This window comes from Rhodanobacter thiooxydans (assembly GCF_021545845.1).
Classification (GTDB): Bacteria; Pseudomonadota; Gammaproteobacteria; order Xanthomonadales; family Rhodanobacteraceae; genus Rhodanobacter.
This window is the reverse complement of sequence record NZ_CP088923.1, coordinates 3391278-3408629: the sequence shown is the minus strand read 5'-3', so window position 1 is coordinate 3408629 and position 17352 is coordinate 3391278. Positions and strand designations below refer to the sequence as shown.

General features: G+C 67.4%; 10 protein-coding genes. All 10 read right to left on the bottom strand.

Translation table 11 applies throughout. The features are described 5' to 3' along the window. Positions 1-82 precede the first annotated feature (82 nt). Entirely contained in the window at positions 83-340 is a 258-nt protein-coding gene (locus LRK53_RS15545; RefSeq protein WP_037089594.1) for a hypothetical protein, read from the bottom strand. Between the two features lie 911 nt (positions 341-1251). Continuing rightward, entirely contained in the window at positions 1252-2631 is a 1380-nt protein-coding gene (locus LRK53_RS15540; protein ID WP_051257561.1) for a c-type cytochrome, read from the bottom strand. Continuing rightward, a complete protein-coding gene (locus LRK53_RS15535) occupies positions 2628-4403 on the bottom strand; it encodes a GMC family oxidoreductase (protein ID WP_027492580.1) in 1776 nt (591 codons plus the stop codon). Before LRK53_RS15535 ends, LRK53_RS15540 begins: the two co-directional genes overlap by 4 nt. Beyond that, positions 4400-5116: a gluconate 2-dehydrogenase subunit 3 family protein gene (locus LRK53_RS15530; RefSeq protein WP_027492579.1), complete on the bottom strand. Its 717-nt coding sequence runs from the start codon at positions 5114-5116 to the stop codon at positions 4400-4402. Before LRK53_RS15530 ends, LRK53_RS15535 begins: the two co-directional genes overlap by 4 nt. A 123-nt stretch (positions 5117-5239) precedes the next feature. Next, positions 5240-6916: an alpha-amylase family glycosyl hydrolase gene (locus LRK53_RS15525; RefSeq protein ID WP_425504511.1), complete on the bottom strand. Its 1677-nt coding sequence runs from the start codon at positions 6914-6916 to the stop codon at positions 5240-5242. 158 nt (positions 6917-7074) lie between these two features. Beyond that, complete coding sequence (locus LRK53_RS15520; RefSeq protein ID WP_027492577.1) at positions 7075-8568, bottom strand: MFS transporter; 1494 nt, start codon at positions 8566-8568, stop codon at positions 7075-7077. Further along, complete coding sequence (locus tag LRK53_RS15515) at positions 8565-10775, bottom strand: alpha-L-rhamnosidase-related protein (RefSeq protein ID WP_235642379.1); 2211 nt, start codon at positions 10773-10775, stop codon at positions 8565-8567. The genes LRK53_RS15520 and LRK53_RS15515 overlap by 4 nt, the downstream gene beginning before the upstream one ends. A 301-nt stretch (positions 10776-11076) precedes the next feature. After that, a complete protein-coding gene (locus LRK53_RS15510; protein WP_027492576.1) occupies positions 11077-12633 on the bottom strand; it encodes a GH39 family glycosyl hydrolase in 1557 nt (518 codons plus the stop codon). A 166-nt stretch (positions 12634-12799) separates the two neighbouring features. Next, a complete protein-coding gene (locus LRK53_RS15505; protein ID WP_027492575.1) occupies positions 12800-14824 on the bottom strand; it encodes a glycoside hydrolase family 13 protein in 2025 nt (674 codons plus the stop codon). Between the two features lie 137 nt (positions 14825-14961). Further along, complete coding sequence (locus LRK53_RS15500; RefSeq protein ID WP_235642377.1) at positions 14962-17349, bottom strand: glycoside hydrolase family 31 protein; 2388 nt, start codon at positions 17347-17349, stop codon at positions 14962-14964. Positions 17350-17352: the final 3 nt, after the last annotated feature.

Genomic DNA, 17352 nt, shown 5'->3' with positions numbered 1-17352 from the left:
GGTGCTGTCTGACATTGGAGCCAAGTCGAGCCCATGCGCGAAGCGATCGGGCCCCCGACTTGAGCGAACCGTCAGGTCATAGCTAGTTGCGGGACCATACGATATCAATCCCTTCGGACGTTCCTGTTGCGTGCCTGAGCAGGGAGATGAACTCACTGCTCGCGCCAAGGCGCTCCAGCACATCGATCGCCGTGTGCTCGACGAAGTAGTCCTGATCCGTAGACGACTCCTCCTCCATGTGGTCGATCAGGATCTCCAGGTCACGCTCCGAGATATTTCCGAGCGTGCGGCCACTTTCCTTTTCCGATATGCGAATACTCATGAATGAGGCTTTTTTCATGGGTTGCGGGATCGATGGGGTGCGGCCTGACGCTTGGCAAGCTCCGCATCGGGGCAGATGCACCCGATGTTCGGCCTTCGGCTTTCCTCGGTCAAGTCGACGAATCCTGCCGTGCAACAAGGAGTTGCGGATGGCGACTGGTGTAGGTGAGGGACGGTGGCACGATTGCATCTTTCATGAATCGGGGTGCCAGGTCTTATCCCCACAATCGTCGGTGGTGACGGGGCTGATTCCAGGGTGCCGGTGGGTATCCCGCTTGCCGGCTGTCATTCGGCGACGTTTGCCGCCCAGGCGCTACGGCTTGCGCACCGAGGCCACCTGCGTGGGATAGCTGCGCTGTTGATCCTGGCGCGTCGGAAAATGTCCCTGACACGAATGGCACTTACTTAAGCCCGTTCGTCCCCGGATCAAGTCCGGGGCAGGCTCTGAGCGTAGGCCGAAGGCCGCACGCGGGGAGTGGCCATGGATGGCCACGGTCCTGAGGAGCGAGGAAGTCGAAGGACACGCCGGCGATGGGGGCGGCCCTCACCCTGGCGGCGCTTCGACTCCGCCCGCTGTGCGGGCTACGCTCAGCGAGAACGGGGCTTAAGTAAGTGTCATTCGTCCTTGACACCTTTTGCCCGATCTCGCCTTCCACCTCGAACACCACCCTGCCTCAGTGGCAGCTGCTTTTGTAGTTCATGACCATTCTCCCGATGTTCCGCGTCGTGGTCTGGTGTTCGACGATGGGCCTGCGATGGATCGTGTCATGACGATATCCCGCTGTGGAGCGTGCCCAGCGGAAAGACGTGCTCGCCGGTCTCGGCGAAGCCGCACTTCCGAGTTGAATTCGCCGCTGACGGCGCCGTCTGCGGTGTCCACGGTTGCCGCGGGCGGGCTGCCGGTGAACACCCGTGGGAGGAACCACGGACTTAGGGTTGCCGGGCGCGTGGGTCGTAGCCGGTCATCATGGTCTTGCCTGCAGGTGGCAGGTTACGCATGCGTGCCACCTGCTGCGCATCCACCGCTCCACCGCGGTTGCCCCAGCTGGAGCGCACGAAGGTAAGCAGCGTCGCCAGCTGGCTGTCGTCTAGCCGCTCGCGGAAGGCCGGCATGCTGAACTGGGTGGGCGTGTCGCGGCCGGACGGCATGGTGCCGCCGTGCAGGACCAGGCGGATCACCGAGCCCGGGTCGCTGCCGTTAAGTACGGGGTTGCCGGCCAGCGCAGGGTAGACCTGACCGTAGCCGTGGCCGTCACTGCGATGGCAGGCCGCGCAGTTGTCGAGGTAGAGCTGGGCGCCGGCTGCGCCGACGTTGCCCGCGGCCAGGGCGGTGTGGGTCGCCGGGTCATAGGCCAGCGCGGCCTCCTGCCGCGCCGGCGGCAGCGATTTCAGGAAATGTGCGATGGCGGCGAGATCCCCGTCGTCGAGATACTGCGTGCTGTGCTGGACCACGTCGGCCATGCCGCCGAAGATGGCGCTGTGCTCGCTGCGTCCCGTCTTGAGCACGGCGACCAGTTCCTCCGCGCTGACGCTGCCCAGCCCGCTCGCCGCTTCGCCGCGCAGGCTGGGGGCGATCCAGTGGTCGCTCTCGCCGCCGCTCAGGTAGGTCGTGCCGTCGCTGGCGCTGAGTGCCTTTTCCTGCAGCGTGAACGAGCGCGGCGTGTGGCAGGCGCCGCAGTGGCCGAGGCCCTCGACCAGGTATTCGCCACGCGCCAACGCCGGGTCCTGCACCGCGGTTGCCGTCGGCGGCGCCACCGTCGGCGCGAACAGCCAGCGCCAGTACGTCAGCGGCCAGTTCATCGACAGCGGCCACGGGATGCCGTTGCGGCGGTTGGCCTGCTCCACCGGAGCCACGTCGTGCATGAAGTAGGCGTACAGCGCCTGGACGTCCTGGTCGCTCACCTTGGCGAATGAGGGGTAGGGCATCGCCGGATAGAGCGTCTCCCCCGAGTCCGCGATGCCGCGCCGCACGGCGCGTTCGAACTGGCCGTAGGTGTAGTTGCCGATGCCGGTCTTCGGGTCGGGCGTGATGTTGGTGCTGTAGATGGTGCCGACCGGCGACGCGATCGGCAAGCCGCCAGCGAAGGGCTTGCCGCCGGGCGCCGTATGGCAGGCCGCGCAATCGCCCGCCCTGGCCAGGTATTCGCCTTGCCTGAGCTGCGCTTCGGTCGGCGCCGCCGTGGTGGTCGCGGCGTCGCCGCCGCCGCGGAACAGCTTCGTCGGCAGCCACGCCAGCAACAACAGCACGGCCAGCACTACGATGGTGCGCCACCAGCCGCCACTGCGTCGACGTCGGGACGGAGCGTTCATGTCTGCACCAGGGGACCGGGATGCTTGAGATAGGTCTCGCGGATGGCCTTGGCCGACCAGTAGGTGAGGCCGCCGATGAGGCCGGTCGGGTTGTAGCCGAGGTTCTGCGGGAACGCCGATGCGCCGGTCACGAACACGTTGGGCACGTCCCAGCTCTGCTGGAAGCGGTTCAGCGCGCTGGTGGCCGGGTCGTTGCCCTGGATCACGCCGCCGGTGGTGTGCGTGGTCTGGTACTGCCGGGTGTCGTAATGGTCGCCGGGCTTGCGCAGGGTCTGCGAGGTGGTCCGGGGCTTCATCCGGGCGACGATCTCCTGGGCGCGCTCGGTCAGGTAGCGCGTCATCTTGTACTCGTTGTCGTGCCAGTCGAAGGTGATCCGCAGCAGCGGCTGGCCGAACGCGTCCTTGTAGGTGGGGTCGAGGTCGAGGTAACGGTCGCGGTAGGCCATCACTGAGCCGTGCGTGCCGACGAACGTGGTATGCAGGTAGCTGTCCTTCGCCGCACGTTTCCATGCCGCGCCCCAAGCCGGTGTGCCGGGCGGCACGGCCAGCTGCTGGATCGGCCGCCCGCCGGTCTGACCGCCGATGATGTAGCCGCCGCCGATGAAGCCGAGCGGGCCATGGTCGAAATGGTCGGAGTTGAAGTCGTCGACGATCTGCGAACCGCCGGCGCCCGCGCCGATGAATGGATTGATGGCGGTGTCCTTGTCGAAGAACAGGCCGATGCTGCTCATCATCTGGTACGCGTAGTTCTTGCCGATCACACCGGCGCCGGTGGCCGGGTCGTAGGGCTTGCCGATGCCCGAAAGCAGCATCAGCCGCACGTTGTGCATCTGGAAGGCGGCCACGATGACCAGCTCGGCCGGCTGCTCGATCTCCTTCCCCTGCGCGTCGACATAGGTGACGCCGGTGGCGCGTTTGCCGCCGGCGTCGAGGTTGATCCGCGTCACGTGGCTGCCGGTGCGCAGGGTGAAATTCTTGCGCCGCATCAGCACGGGCAGGATCGTGGTCTGCGGCGTCGCCTTGGCATACATGTAGCAGCCGAAGCGTTCGCAATAGCCGCACAGGTTGCACGGCCCCAACCGCGCGCCATAGGGGTTGGTGTAGGGCTGGGAGGCATTCGATGCCGGCTGCGGGAACGGCTGGTGGCCGAGGGCCCTGGCGGCGTCGGCGAACAGTCTGGCGCCCTGGGTATCGGCGACCGGCGGGTTGGGGTAGGCGCGTTTGCGCACGCCCTCGAAGGGATTGCCGCCTTGCTGGATGGCGCCGTTGAGGTTGCCGGCGCGGCCCGAGGTGCCGCAGACGTACTCGAACTGGTCGAGGAACGGTTCCAGCTCGTCGTAGCCCACCCCGTAGTCCTGGATCTGCATGTCTGCCGGCATGAACTTCTCGCCGTAGCGCTTGGCGATGTGGCTGCGGAACTCCAGGTCTTCCGGGGAAGGCCGGTAGTGCTGGCCGTTCCAGTGCGTACCCGCGCCGCCCACGTTGTTGCCCAGCAGGAACGAACCGTACTGGCGATAGGGCACCGCCGTGTCGCTGACGGCGTGGCGGATGGTGATGGTTTCCCGCGCCAGCGGCTGGAACAGCTTGCCGCGGATGCCATAGGCCAGCTCGTCGGCGATGCCGGGGTAGGCCCAGTCCGGCGAGGTGTCCTGGTAGTTGCCGCGCTCCAGCGCCAGCACTTCCACGCCGGCCTCGCTCAGTTCCATGCCCATGATCGCGCCGGTCCAGCCGAAGCCCACGATCACCACGTCCACCGGCTTCATGCGGATCATGACTGCCGCTCTCCGCGGATCGACACCGGGCCCAGCGGATAGACCTTACCCGGCTGCTCGATCCAGTCGGCGTAGTCGGCACGCGCACCGGGGAAGCCGATCATCTTCCAGCCGCCCATCTGCCTGTTGCCGCCATACATCGGGTCGGCGAAGTAGCCTTCCTTGGTGTTCTGCAGCAGTTGCGCGAAGAACGTGGCCGCCGGCACCTGCTCGAGCGTGATGCCGCCCTTCTCCAGTTGGTGCAGCACCTCGTCGCGCACCTCCGGGGCCAGCGCGGGAAAATCCTTGTCGTGCTGCTTCCTGCACCAGTCGTCGATGGCGGCGATGGCGGTGCGGTAGAGGTCGCGTGGCGTGAAGCGCAGCTGGTAGCCGAGCGTGGACGGCGTGTCGGGCACGAACGGCCCCTGCATGTACCAGAAGCCGCCGTGCCCGTAGGCAGCCTCCATCTCGCGGTCGATGAATTCGGGCACGCCGGCTTCGAGCGCACCGGGACCGTCCTCGTTGGCGGGAATCAGCCGATCCACCGCGGCCTGCAGGAACTCCCACTCCGGCGCGGTGAAGTAGCGCGGCGCATAGGCGCTTGGCTGCGCGGCCGCCGTGGCATGTTGCGTCGGCGCGAACGCGGAGGTGCCGAGCAGGCCGACCGCCGGGGCGATGGCCAGCGACTGTCGCAAGAAACCTCGCCGCGATGGCGAGCGGGGCTGGTTCGACATGACGCCTCCCGGGCGATCGTGCGTGATCGCCTCGCGCATGCTGGCAAGTCGGGCGCGAGCAAAACGTGAAGTTGCCTGCGCGCCTGTGTGCGCCGGATCGCCCGCCGTTGCGACGCCGGCGCGTCAGTGCACCGGGTGCCCGCGTTCTTCCATCAGCCGGGTGAGCTCGGCGACCAGCTCGGGGTGGGTCGCCGCGGCGTCGAGCAGGTAGACCTGCACATCGTGTGCCGGCACGCGGGCGCGCAGGCGGCCGTGCTCGGCCACGTCAATTGCACTGCCGCCGAGCGCCGGCTGCCAGCGGCCGGGCTGCAGGTAGTCGCTGATGTCGAATGATGCGACGGCATCGCCCTTGTTGAGCAGCACCAGCGCGATCTGGTGCGTATCGCCCTTCTGGTACACGCGGTAGAACGCGGCCTGGTTGCCGGCGAAGCGCAGCGGCAACATTAGGCCGCGTTGCATGGCGGGGGTGCTTTCGCGCAGCAAGGCGATGCGCTTGAGCTGGCGGTAGACCGGACTTTTCGCGGCGTTGTCGATGCGCTGCTGGCCGTAGTAGTTGCGGTTGCCTTCGTGCTCGGCCTTGCCACGTTCGAAGCCGGTCTCGGAGCCGTAGTAGATCGCCGGGATGCCGCGCGCGGTGAACAGCCAGTTGTTGGCGTCGATGAAGCCGGCGTCGTCCGTCTTCAGCCGCGCCATGTCGTGGTTGTCGTAGAAGGTGACCAGTTCGTACGGGTTCTGGTACGGGCCGTTGGTCAGGTAAAGGCGGTCGAGCAGGTGGGCGTAGTCGCTGCCGGGGCGCTCGAACACCTCGGCGATGCGACCGCGCAGCGGGAAGTCGAGCACGCTGATGGCGCCGCTCGAAGGCCAGGTGTACTGGCCGATGTTGTCGGGGCTGTAGTCGAACGCCTCGCCGAACATGAAGAAACCGGGGTGCTTCGCGCGGATGCGCGCGCTGAACTGCTTCCAGAATGCGGTGGACATGTGGCTGATGGTGTCGATGCGGAAGGCATCGGCGCCCTCGCCGATCCACTGCTCGTAGGCGCCCACGAAGTAGTCGAGCACGGCCGGGCTCTGGTCGTCGTTGTTGGACAGCTGCACCAGGTCGTCGTAGGCGTGGTAGAAGCGGTGCAGCGGGTTGCGTACCGGGTCCAGCTGGTACGGCGGCAGGTTCTGCTGGTCGGCAACGAGCTTGCCGTTCTTGTCGAAGATCTGGCCGTACTGCGGTTGGCGCACCGGCATGCTGAAGGCGGGCGAGCCGTGGTTGACCACGATGTCCTGCACCACCTTGAGCCCGGCCGAGTGCATCTTCGCGGTGAACTGGCGGAAGTCGAGGCCCTTGCTGGGCAGGTGCTCGTCGAGCTTGTAGAAGTTGACGCCCCAGTAGCCGTGGAAGCCGGTCTTGCCGCGGTCGGTGAACTTCGAGCCCCAGCTCACCGGGTCGCCGCCGGTGAATGCCTCGTCGGGGTTGTCCACGATCGGGGTGATCCACACCGCGCCGAAGCCCATGCCGCGGATGTAGCCGGCGTTGTCCAGCACGCCCTTGAAGTCGCCGCCGAGGTAGCCGATGTTCGCGCTCTCGCCCTTGGGCGCGCCAGCAACCGGGACGTCGAAGGTGCGATGCGCGCCGCCCTGGTCGCGGTGGTCGTTCGACGGATCGCCGTTGACGAAGCGGTCGGTCATCACGAAGTAGATCGCGTTGGACGCGAACGGCGCGTCGGTGCCGACGAACTCGGCTGGAGTGGCCGCCTGGGCCAGGCCCGCGACCATGGCCAGTGCCAGACCCGTAATGAGGTTCTTTGCCATCATGTTTTCCCGTTCAGTACGTGTCCGCGACACGCACGTTTGAAGGTAGGAGCCCGCCCGCGGGCGATGCTCTTGGAGCAGGGATGACCAGACGTTCGTCTGTTGAAAGCCGGGATTCGGGATTCGCAAAAGCAAAAGCAGTGCCCGCGAGCGGGCTCCTACGGTGATGAGGGGGCGGTGGGTTCGGGTACGCGCAGCGTGCACAGGCCGGCGACCAGCAGGCTTACGCCGCCCAGGCCCAGCGCCCAGATCGGCTGGCTGTGGAAGAACAGTTTCAGCAGCACGCCCAGCACGCTGGCGGCGAGCAGCTGCGGGATCACGATGAAGAAATTGAAGATGCCCATGTACACGCCCATCTTCGCCGCGGGCAGGTTGTCCGACAGCATCGCGTAGGGTAGTGAGAGGATCGAGGCCCAGGCGAAGCCCACGCCCACCATCGAGACGATCAGCCAGTGTGGGTCGCGGATGACCAGGAACGACAGCAGGCCCAGCCCGCCCAGCCACAGATTGATCAGGTGGCTCCAGCGCAGCCCGCAGGCGCGCACCAGCAGCGGAATCAGGATCGCCGCCAACACGCCCACGCCGTTGTAGGTGCCCATCAGCACGCCGGCCCAGTTGGCGCCCTCGTTGTAGGCGACCGAGGTGGTGTCGCTGGAGCCGTAGAACGTCTGCGACACCGCCGAGGTGGTGTTGATCCACATGGCGAACATCGCGAACCACGAGAAGAACTGCACCCAGTTCAGCCGGCGCATCGGCAGCGGCATGCCGTGCAGGTCGCCCATGATGTGGCGCAGCGGGCCGTCGCTGCGGGTGCGGCTGAGCCACACGAACAGCGCGCCGAAACCGGCCAGGCCGCCGGCCAGCAGGTACAGCTCCTGCTCCAGCGCGAAACGCCGGATCAGGCCCAGCAGCACCAGCCCCAGCAGCAGCAGCAGCGCGCCGATCTTCCACGCGCCGGCCACGCTGCCGGGCGCCTCCTCGATGCGGTTGTCGGAGAACGACTCCAGCTGCTCCGGCGGGTACTCGCGGGTGCTGAGGATGGTCCACAGCATCGCCGCCAGCAGCACGAACGCGCCGGCGTAGAAGGCGTACTTCACCGAGTGCGGCACTTCGCCGGCCGGCGCCGTGTTGGCTACGCCGAAGTGGGTGAGCACGTAGGGTAGGAACGAGGCGACCACTGCGCCCACGCCGATGAAAACACTCTGCATCGCGTAGCCCAGCGGGCGCTGCCTCGGCGGCAGCTGGTCGCCGACGAAGGCGCGGAACGGCTCCATCGACACATTGAACGAGGCATCCATGATCCACAGCAGACCCGCGGCGATCCACAGCGTGGGCGAGTTCGGCATCGCCAGCAGCGCCAGCGTGGCCAGCACCGCGCCGGCGAAGAAGTACGGCCGGCGCCGGCCGAAGCGGTTCCAGGTGCGGTCGGAGAAATAGCCGATGAGCGGCTGCACGATCAGCCCGGTGAACGGTGCGGCGATCCACAGCAGCGGGATCTGGTCCACGTTCGCGCCCAGCGTCTGGAAGATCCGGCTGACGTTGGCGTTCTGCAGCGCGAAGCCGAACTGGATGCCGAGGAAGCCGAAGCACATGTTCCAGATCTGCCAGAACGACAGCTCGGGTTTGGCGCGTGAGACCTTGCCGTCCTTCACGGGGCGCCCCGGCCGGCGGCGAGCGGGGCGATCAGCAGGTCATGCACCTCGGCCTGGTTCAACGGGCCGCTGCTGCCGCCGTTGCCGCCGCTGCCATTGTCGGCAGTGTAATGGGCGAAGTGTGCGAGGTAGCTCATGTTGAATCCGTCGTCGAGGGCGAAGCGGCAGGTGCTGCCGGCCTTCGCGGTGAAGCTGGCCCAGGTGGACTGCTGTGCGCGCACGCTGTGCGGCATCACGATCGGCAGGCGCTGCGGGTCGCTGCCGTCGCAGCGGACATCTAGCATCTTCACCGCGGCGGTTACGCCGGTGTTGATCGGGCCGTGATCGTTGGCGTAGTCGAGCGCGACGCGGTAGCGGCCGCTGGCCGGTGCGGTCCACGTGCGCGGCCAGCTGCCGTTGACCTTCGCCGTTTCGCCCACGCAGGTGTCGGGGCTGTGCAGCGACTCCAGCCCGTACACATCCACCCGCGTGGTGCTGAGGCAGGCCAGGTCCGGCTGCGGAGCGAGGCGGGTACTGCTGTCGATGTCACCGTGCACGCGGCCGTTGAGATAGAGCCGCATCTTGCCGTCCGTGCTGACCTGCCAGCCGCCGCCGTCGGCGTGTACCCGCGGCGCGGCAGGGGTGATCGGCGCGTACAGCGGTGCGTCGGTGCGTAGCGGCGCGTCGGGCACCTGCACCGCCTTCAGCGTCACCGTGGTCGCCGTGCCCTGCGTGCGGGTGCGGTCGGCGACGAGCAGGTTGCCGGTGACCTTCCCCGGCAACTGCAGGGTGATCTGCCGGTTGCGCAGGTCGAGCGTGATCGTGCGGCGCTGGCCGAACAGCATTGGCACCAGCGCGGTCGGCAGCTTCGGCTCAACGCTGCCGTCCTCGTTCAGGCCGAACACGCCTTCGGTGACCACTGCCAGCGCCGCCGCCACCGACCACAGCTGGCGCGGCGAATTCACCACCGGGCCGCTGAGCTTGCCTTCGTCCACGTGCTGGCCCTGGGTCAGCAGCTCGTAGTTCTCCATGTTGGAGCCGTACAGCGCGGCGCCGCGCAGCACCGACTCGATCTCGTGCGCGATGCGTGCAGGTTGTTCCGTCTTGCGCGCGGCGCGCAGCGCGTAGGCGCTGACGAACGGCCAGATCGCGCGGTTGTGGTAGACCGGCTGGTCGCTGCGCTCCGGCCAGATCACCGGGCTGCCCGCCGGCCACGCGGGATAGTTCGCCAGCGTCTGGCGGGCGCGTTCGCCGTCGGCCACGCCGCTGTCGACCGCCAGCGCGATGCCGAGCAGGTCGTAGCTGTCGTACGGCGTGCCGTCGCCGCCGATGTAGCTCATGTACATGCCGCGGTCGGCGCGCCAGAAGTGCGCATTGATCGCCGCCTTCAGCGCCGCCGCGCGGGTGCGGTAGCCGGCGGCGGCTTTCGCGTCGTGGTGGGTGTCGGCCAGGCTCGCGGCCAGCTGCAGCGCCTGGTAGTGCAGCACGTTGGTGGACAGCGCGTAGGACTGCGCGATGAAGGTCACTTCATCCGCGGTCCATGCCGGATAGGTTTGCTCGCGCCAGTCGAGGAAGGAGGTCTCGCCGCGGTACAGGCCGAACGCGGCGTCGAATGCGTACTGCCGATCCTGCGCCAGCGTATCGCCCAGCGCCTTGTACACGTCGCTGGCAAAGGCCTGGTCGTCGAGCAGGTGGCGTGCGCCGAAAAACCACACCACGCGGTCGGTGCTGATCGGCCAGCTGCCGCCCGAGCCGGTGTCCTGCATCGCGTACAAGCCCTGCGGCGCGGACGGGACGCGCACGTCGGACAGCTTGAACTTCAGCCCGTTGCGCGAGCGCGTCGGGTCGAAGCGCCACAGGCCCAGGTCGATCGCGTAGGACAGGTCGCGCGTCCACACGTATGGCCACTTCAGGCCGGTCTCGAAGCACTGGCAGGGAATGGGTTGGCCGTGGTCGAACGCGCCGTCGCGGATCGCGCTGACTGAATCCTGCTTGAGGTCGTCCTGCGCCATCGCGAACAGGCCGTCGAACAGCAGGCTGGCGGTTTCCGTGCGCAGCGGCTGCGCCGCGATCACGCGCTGGCCGTAGGGCCAGGCCAGCGTGTAGTTCTGCTGCGCATCGCGGCTGATGGCGACGTGCACGCCGTGCCAGTCCAGCCCGTCGTGCCAGGCCGGCGCGGTGGCAGAGGCGGAGGCGGCCAGCATGGCCGCCGCGAGGATGCTCAACATGCGCGTGCCGCGTGCGGCCCGCGCTGGATGATGTGCCCGGTCGGCATGGCCCCTCCTGCAACTGTGGTGTCGTGCCAGCGCGCGGCCCGCGGGTGGCGCGCCGGCACAGTGGTTGTCACCGCATGGTAGATAGCGTCGCACTGCAGCAACCAGCCCATGCATACGTATTCATGGGCGAACGGGCGGGTGTCGACCCCGACACCACCAGCGCCGTTCCGTAGGGCGGGCACCGCCCGCCAGCTTTTGGCCGAGGCCGGGGGCGGCGGGCGGTGCCCGCCCTACGGAGTGGTGTGCAAGCGCCTCAGCGCAACTCCACCACCACCAGTCCCTGCACCGGCACGTCGATCGTGAACTTGCCACTGCGCACGTCCACCGACTCTGGCGCCGCCAGCTTGCCGGCTTCACGCAGCTCGGTGATCTGCGCGCGGCTGGGGAAGTCGGGGCGACCCATGCGGTCGAATGCGGCGACGGCGTTGCCATGGGTTTCGTCCACGCGCCAGACGGTGGCGCGGGCCGCGGCGGGCAGCTGCTTCACGACAACATCGAAGCGCTTCGGCGCACCGACGGGTTTGCCCGGCGTGTAGCTGGCGGTATCGCCGACCGGGGGGGCGTAGTTCCACAGCGCGATCACCAGCGTGCCGTCGTCGCGCCGGGTGATCAGGGCGGAGTCCGACTTCGTCGCCAGCTGCCGGTCGCCCAGCTTGTGCAGGATCGCGAACGCGTTGAACGCGGGCTTGGCGATGCGGTTGGCGGCGATCAGACCGAAACCGCCGTAGAACGGGTTGCGCACGATGCCCTGTTCCTCGAACACGTCGGAGAACGACCAGTAGCTCATCGTCTCGACCTTGCCCGCGCACTGGCGGATGGTGTTGGCCAGCCACGGCCCCATGAACACGGTGTCGGTGACGTTGGGCAGGTTGGCGTAGCTGGCGTTGTACTCGCTGAAGATCAGCGGCATGTGCGGGTAGGGCGAGGCGGCGATTTCCTTGTGCACCTTGTCCACCGCGCGGCAGACCATGTCGGCGCGCGGGATCTTCTCGTCGCTGTGGAACACGTTGCCGGCGGTGTCGTCACCGTAGACGTGGCTGCTGACGAAATCGACCGGTACGTTGTTCTTGTGCGTGTGGGCGAGGAAATCGGTGGTCCACGCCGCCTGCGCGGAGGATGGGCCGCCCACGCGCAGGCGTGGGCTGACCGCCTTCAGCGCGCGCACGGTGTGGTCATACAGTTTGAAATAGCTTTCCTGCGCCGGCTTGCCGGTCCAGAAGCCGATGTTCGGCTCGTTCCACACCTCGAAGTACCAGCTGGCCACCTCGTCGATGCCGTAGCGCTCGACCATGTGCTTCGCCAGCGCGCCGATCATCGCGTCCCACTCGGCATAGTCCTTCGGTGGCGCGACGTTCGGGTGGTACCAGAACGGGTGCAGCGCGGTGGGGTCGGAAGTCAGCTCCGGCGGCATGAAGCCCAGTTCCACGAACGGCTTGAAGCCGCGTTCGAGCAGGCCGTCGTAGATCTGGTCGATGTAGGAAAAGTTGTAGGAAATCTTGCCCTGTGCGTCGCGCTGGATCAGCCCCACGTCGTGGTCGAGGATGCCGTGGAAGCGGATGTAGCCGACGCCGGTGGCCTGGTGCACGGCGTCCAAGTCCTTGCGGTAGTCGTCACGCAGCGCCAGCGCGGCGCGGCCGGAGCCGAGCGTGTGTTCCCAGAAATGCGGGAACGGCGTGCCTTGCGCGCTGGCGTCGACATTCAGTTTGACGGCGGCCGTAGCGGGCGGTGCCGCGTTGGCCGTAGCGGTAACCAGCAGGGCGGTCGCACAAAGGCCCAGGGCCAGGTGGCGAAGCGAGGCGGAAAAAGTCATGGCGGGATCTCCAGTTCGACGCCTGGATGGCGCGGGGCGGGGGAGCGGGCAAAGCCCGCAACCGTCAGGATGTAAACGTTTACATCGAGGCGCAGTTTCCTACACGCGAAGGGCCGCGTCCAGCGGCGGCGCGGCAAATCTGCCACGCCGCCGCCATGGGCCGGATTCACTGCGCCAGGATCGCCCCGTAGTGGCCGTTCATCGCCACGCTGACCTGGCCGTTCTGCACGGTGTAACGCGTGCCGGAAATCAGCTCGGTGACCGTGCTGCCGTTGGTCATGCTCAGCTGCCACACCGGCACCGTCACCGTATGCGTCACCGAATCGTTGTTGAGCGCCACCGCGATGCGGTTGGTGGCGTCGAAGCGGCCGAAGGCATACAGCTTGTTGGTGTCGTCGGTCAGCAGCGTCATGAACGAGCCGGTGCGCAGCGTGGGGTAGGTGTTGCGGATCGTGATCAGTTTGTTGGTCAGTGCCACCGCGCTGTTGGTCGAGGTGCCGACGGTCCAGTCGAAGGTGCGGCGATTGTCCGGGTCGGCGCCGCCCTGCATGCCGTACTCGTCGCCGTAGTAGATCGTCGGCGTGCCCACGTAGGTCATCTGGAAGAACAGTGCCAGGTAGGTCTTCCAGATGTCGCCGCCGGCGCGGTTGCCGAAGCGCGTGACGTCGTGGCTGCCGAGCGCGTTGCTCATGGTCTGCTGCACGTTGGTCGGGTAGTTCGCGCGGGTGCCGTGCAGCCAGCTGTCGAACTGGCTGGTCGGGATCGAGGCGACGTTGCCGTTGTAGTCCTGGCCGGTGATCCACTCGGAGACGGGCTGCATGAAGCCGTCGTAGTTCATCGCGCTGTCCCACTGGTCGCCGCCGGCGGTCCACGGGCTCGCATTGCCCCAGAACTCGCCGAGGATCTCCGCGTTGGGGTTGACCGACTTCACCGCGTTGCGCAGCTCGGCCGTGATCTGGTGGTTGGTCGCGTCGCTGCCGTTGTTGCCTCCCGCATCGAAGTACTGCGCCGCGTCGAGGCGCCAGCCGTCGATGGCGTAAGGAGCCTTCAGCCAGGTCTGCACCACGGAAGTGCTGCTGCCGTAGATCGCGTTGCGCACGGCCGAGCCGCTGGCGCCGTAGTCGAGCTTGGGCATGCTGGAGATGCCGAAGAAGGCGGAGTACGTGTTGGGCCAGGTCTGGAACGTGTAGTAGCCGTACCACGGGCTGGACTGCGACTCGTAGGCGCCGTTCGTGGTCCACCAGTGGTAGCGGTCGAACCAGGCGTGGGTGTCGCCGGTGTGGTTGAACACGCCGTCGAGGATCAGGTAGCCCTTCGGTCCGTTGGCGGTGCCGTGGATGTCGGCGGCCAGCGTCTGCAGCAGTGTGTTGCTGCCGAACGCCGGGTCGACCTGGGTGTAGTCCTCGGTGTCGTACTTGTGGTTGGTCGGCGAGAGGAAGATCGGGTTGAGGTAGATGATGTCGGCGCCGACGGTGTTCTTGATGTAGCCGAGCTTCTGGTCGATGCCGGCCAGGTCGCCGCCGAAGAACACGGCGCTGTTGCAGCCGCCGACGTTGGACACAACGCTCGAACCCCAGGCGTGCTTCTCGGTGGCGCAGCCGGCGTAGGTGTACTGGCCGTTGGCAACGTCGTTGGCGGTGTTGCCGTTGTAGAAGCGGTCCGGGAAGATCTGGTACATCACGCCGTTCTTCATCCACGCCGGGGTGGTGAAGCCGGGCAGGATGAAGAAGTCGCCGGAGGACGGCTCGGCGGAAGTGGTGCCCGCCGCGTTGAGCCACGCCGTCGCGGTGCCGTCGTTGATCTGGAAGCGGTAGTACTTTTTCGAGGCGCTGGCCGGGATGGTGCCTTTCCAGAAGTCGAAATTGCCGGTGGCGTCGTTGGCCGACCAGCTCATCGCTACCCAGTGGAACAGGCCGTCGGCGCTGTCGTAGTACTTGATGTTGGCGCTGGTGATGTCGCCCTTGAAGGTGCGCAAGGTCAGCGTGACCGCCTGCGTGGCGGTCGGTTCGGCATAGCTGTCGTAGAGCGGGCCCTGGTCGTGGAACAGGCCGCTCCATTCGACGTTGTTGTCGTTGCTGGCGGCCAGCGCACGATCGTGCATGGCCGGTAATGCGTAAAGCGCCAGCGCCGCGGCGAGCGTGCATGTCAGGGTGGATCTGGAACCGTGCCGTGCCTTGCCTTGATTGCCCATCGAACTTCCCTCCGCAGGTGGATGGAACGAAAAGCTTTCGGATGAGACGGCTGTTTCCTTGTAGGAGCGCACCTTGTGCGCGATGCTCTTGGCTCCGTTCGACATCAGAGCATCGCGCACAGGGTGCGCTCCTACAGTCAGGGTTTCAGGTCGAGGGTGAGCGCCGTGGCGCGCGCGGCGGCGACGCGCACCCAGGTGACCTCGCCGTAGCGGTCGTGGCCGCTGGCCCAGCCTTCGCCGTCGGCCTGTTGCAGCGCGTCCAGGCTGGCGAAGGCTTTCAGCTTGCCGCTGACGCCGGTGGCCGCGCCGCCGTGGACCTTCAGCAGGTAGAAGCGCAGCGCCGGCTTGAAGCTGCCGCTGGCGGCGCCGAGTTCCAGCTGTACCGTGTCGCCGCGGCGCTGCACCGACAGCGGCTGCAGGAAGTACGCGTCGTGTCCGTAGTCGTAGCTGACGCCGTCATCGTCGTAGTAGTCGAACGTGCTGTGCTGTGCGGCGGGGAACACGTCGACGTCGAGCTGGGTCAGCGGCCGTTCGCCCACGTAGTCCACCGGATCGGCGCGAGTGGGGATGATCGCGCCCTCGCGCACGAACAGCGGGATGTCGCTCCAGTGCTCGCTGTCGATCGCCAGACGGATGCGGCGGCCGCCGTCGTAGCGCTTGCCGCTGAACCAGTCGATCCAGCGCCCGGTGGGCAGGTAGATGTCCTTCGCACGCTGGCCCTGCTTAACCACCGGCGAGGCCAGCAGCCAGTCGCCGAACAGCCAGCTGTCGACGTCGTTGCGCAGGTTCGGGTCGTTGGGCCAGTCGAACAGCAGCGGCCGCACCAGGCCCACGCCGTCGGCGCGGCGCGCGTGCTCGTAGCTGTAGATGTACGGGATCAGCGCGTAGCGCAGACGGATCGCTGCGGTGGCGGCCTGCTCGGCGACCGGGCCGTACACCCACGGCTGGCGCTTCTGGCCGAGCTCGCCGTGCACGCGGAAGATCGGCGTGAACGCGCCGAACTGCACCCAGCGCGCGTAGTTCTCCGGCGTCGGCGTGCCATTGCGGAAGCCGCCGCCGTCCATGCCCCACTGCATCGCGCCCACGTTGATCGCGCTGAGCATGCGCGCGCGCTGGGCGGCCATGCTGGCGAAGCCGGTGTCGATGTCGCCCGACCACAGGCCGTAGGCGTAGCGCTGCGAACCCAGCCAGAAGTTGCGGTTGATCGACCACACGCGCTGGTTGGAGACGGCGCGCTGGCTGTCGTACAGCGCGCGCTGCATGTTCAGGAATTCGGTGTCGCTGCCGACGGTGTCCGCCTCGTCGTTCCACCAGCCGACGATGCCGTGGTCGTAGCCGTACTTGATCGCCAGTTCGCCGAACCAGCGGCGCGCGGCGGCCAGGTCGAAGTTGATGTCCTTCACCGGCTTGTGCGAGAAGTAATCGTCGCTGACCTTCTCGTCGGGCACCCAGAAACCGTGCGCGCTGGCGTAGCGCCCCTCCACCGTGTCGAGGTGGATGCGCGGTTTCATGATGCCGGTCAGGCGAATGCCGCGGGCATCCATCTGCTTTTTCAATTCGCCGTTGGGGCCGTCGGGGAACTTGATCGGGTTCCACCGGAACTCGCCGTAGTCGTCCTCACCCCACGCCTTCCAGTCGAAGTCCAGCGTGATGTTGTCGATCGGAATGTGCTTGGCGCGGTAGGTGTCGACGATCTGCAGCAGTTCCTGCTGGTCGATGTCCCACTGGCTGTTGGTGAAGCCCATCGCCCATTTCGGGAACAGCGGGGTGCGGCCGCTGAGCTGCGCCAGTTCGGCGAAGATCTGCGCGGGCGTGCCGAGCAGGATGTAGTAGTCGGCCTGCCGGCGCGCCGCGTCGACGGCGCTGATGGCGCCCGGCGCCAGGGTGAAGGTGGCGCCGTCGCTGTCCAGCAGCACGCCGTAGCCGGCGCTGCTCCATACGAATGGCGCGCCGGCGTGGCCCTGCTCGCCGGACATGGCCACCTGCGTGCCGCTGCGCAGCATGCCGGCCGAGGCATCCTCGGTGGCGTTGTAGCCGCCGATGCCGTACAGCGCGTCGCGCGGGTCGTGGCGCAGGCTCAGCGTGCTCGGTGGCGCGGGGTCGAGCTCGATCTGCAGCAGTGGCTGCTGTTGCGCGTCGCTGATCCGCAACTGGTGGTGCTGCCGGTCCCAGCGCACCGAGCCGCGCTCGCTGGCGAGCATCGGCCCGTTCGCGTCGTCGTCGTCGCTGCGCCGGGCATGGAAGGCGGGCAGGCTGGCGGCGGGGTCGAGCACCAGCGCGGGCGTCGCGGCGGCGTGCGGGCGCTGCACGTGCACGATGCCGGGCGCGACGAAGCGCACGACCAGCTGGCCGCCCCGGGTGTCGATGCTGATGCCGTGCTTGACGATCGTGTCCATGAGCGGTGCCGGTGAAGTCGTTGCGGGGGACGGCAGCGCCTGGGCAATGCCGGCGCCGAGCGGGGCCAGGGCGAGGCCAAGGCACAGCCAGGCGAGGCGGTGTCGGCGTGGGGAAACGGGTTTGCTCATCGC

Bases quoted from the DNA above. Each gene is read 5' to 3' on its own strand.
- LRK53_RS15535 (WP_027492580.1), bottom strand. From the start codon at position 4,403: ATGATCCGCATGAAGCCGGTGGACGTGGTGATCGTGGGCTTCGGCTGG.
- LRK53_RS15530 (WP_027492579.1), bottom strand. From the start codon at position 5,116: ATGTCGAACCAGCCCCGCTCGCCATCGCGGCGAGGTTTCTTGCGACAG.
- LRK53_RS15500 (WP_235642377.1), bottom strand. From the start codon at position 17,349: ATGAGCAAACCCGTTTCCCCACGCCGACACCGCCTCGCCTGGCTGTGC.
- LRK53_RS15545 (WP_037089594.1), bottom strand. From the start codon at position 340: ATGAAAAAAGCCTCATTCATGAGTATTCGCATATCGGAAAAGGAAAGT.
- LRK53_RS15510 (WP_027492576.1), bottom strand. From the start codon at position 12,633: ATGACTTTTTCCGCCTCGCTTCGCCACCTGGCCCTGGGCCTTTGTGCG.
- LRK53_RS15525 (WP_425504511.1), bottom strand. From the start codon at position 6,916: ATGGCAAAGAACCTCATTACGGGTCTGGCACTGGCCATGGTCGCGGGC.
- LRK53_RS15515 (WP_235642379.1), bottom strand. From the start codon at position 10,775: ATGTTGAGCATCCTCGCGGCGGCCATGCTGGCCGCCTCCGCCTCTGCC.
- LRK53_RS15505 (WP_027492575.1), bottom strand. From the start codon at position 14,824: ATGGGCAATCAAGGCAAGGCACGGCACGGTTCCAGATCCACCCTGACA.
- LRK53_RS15540 (WP_051257561.1), bottom strand. From the start codon at position 2,631: ATGAACGCTCCGTCCCGACGTCGACGCAGTGGCGGCTGGTGGCGCACC.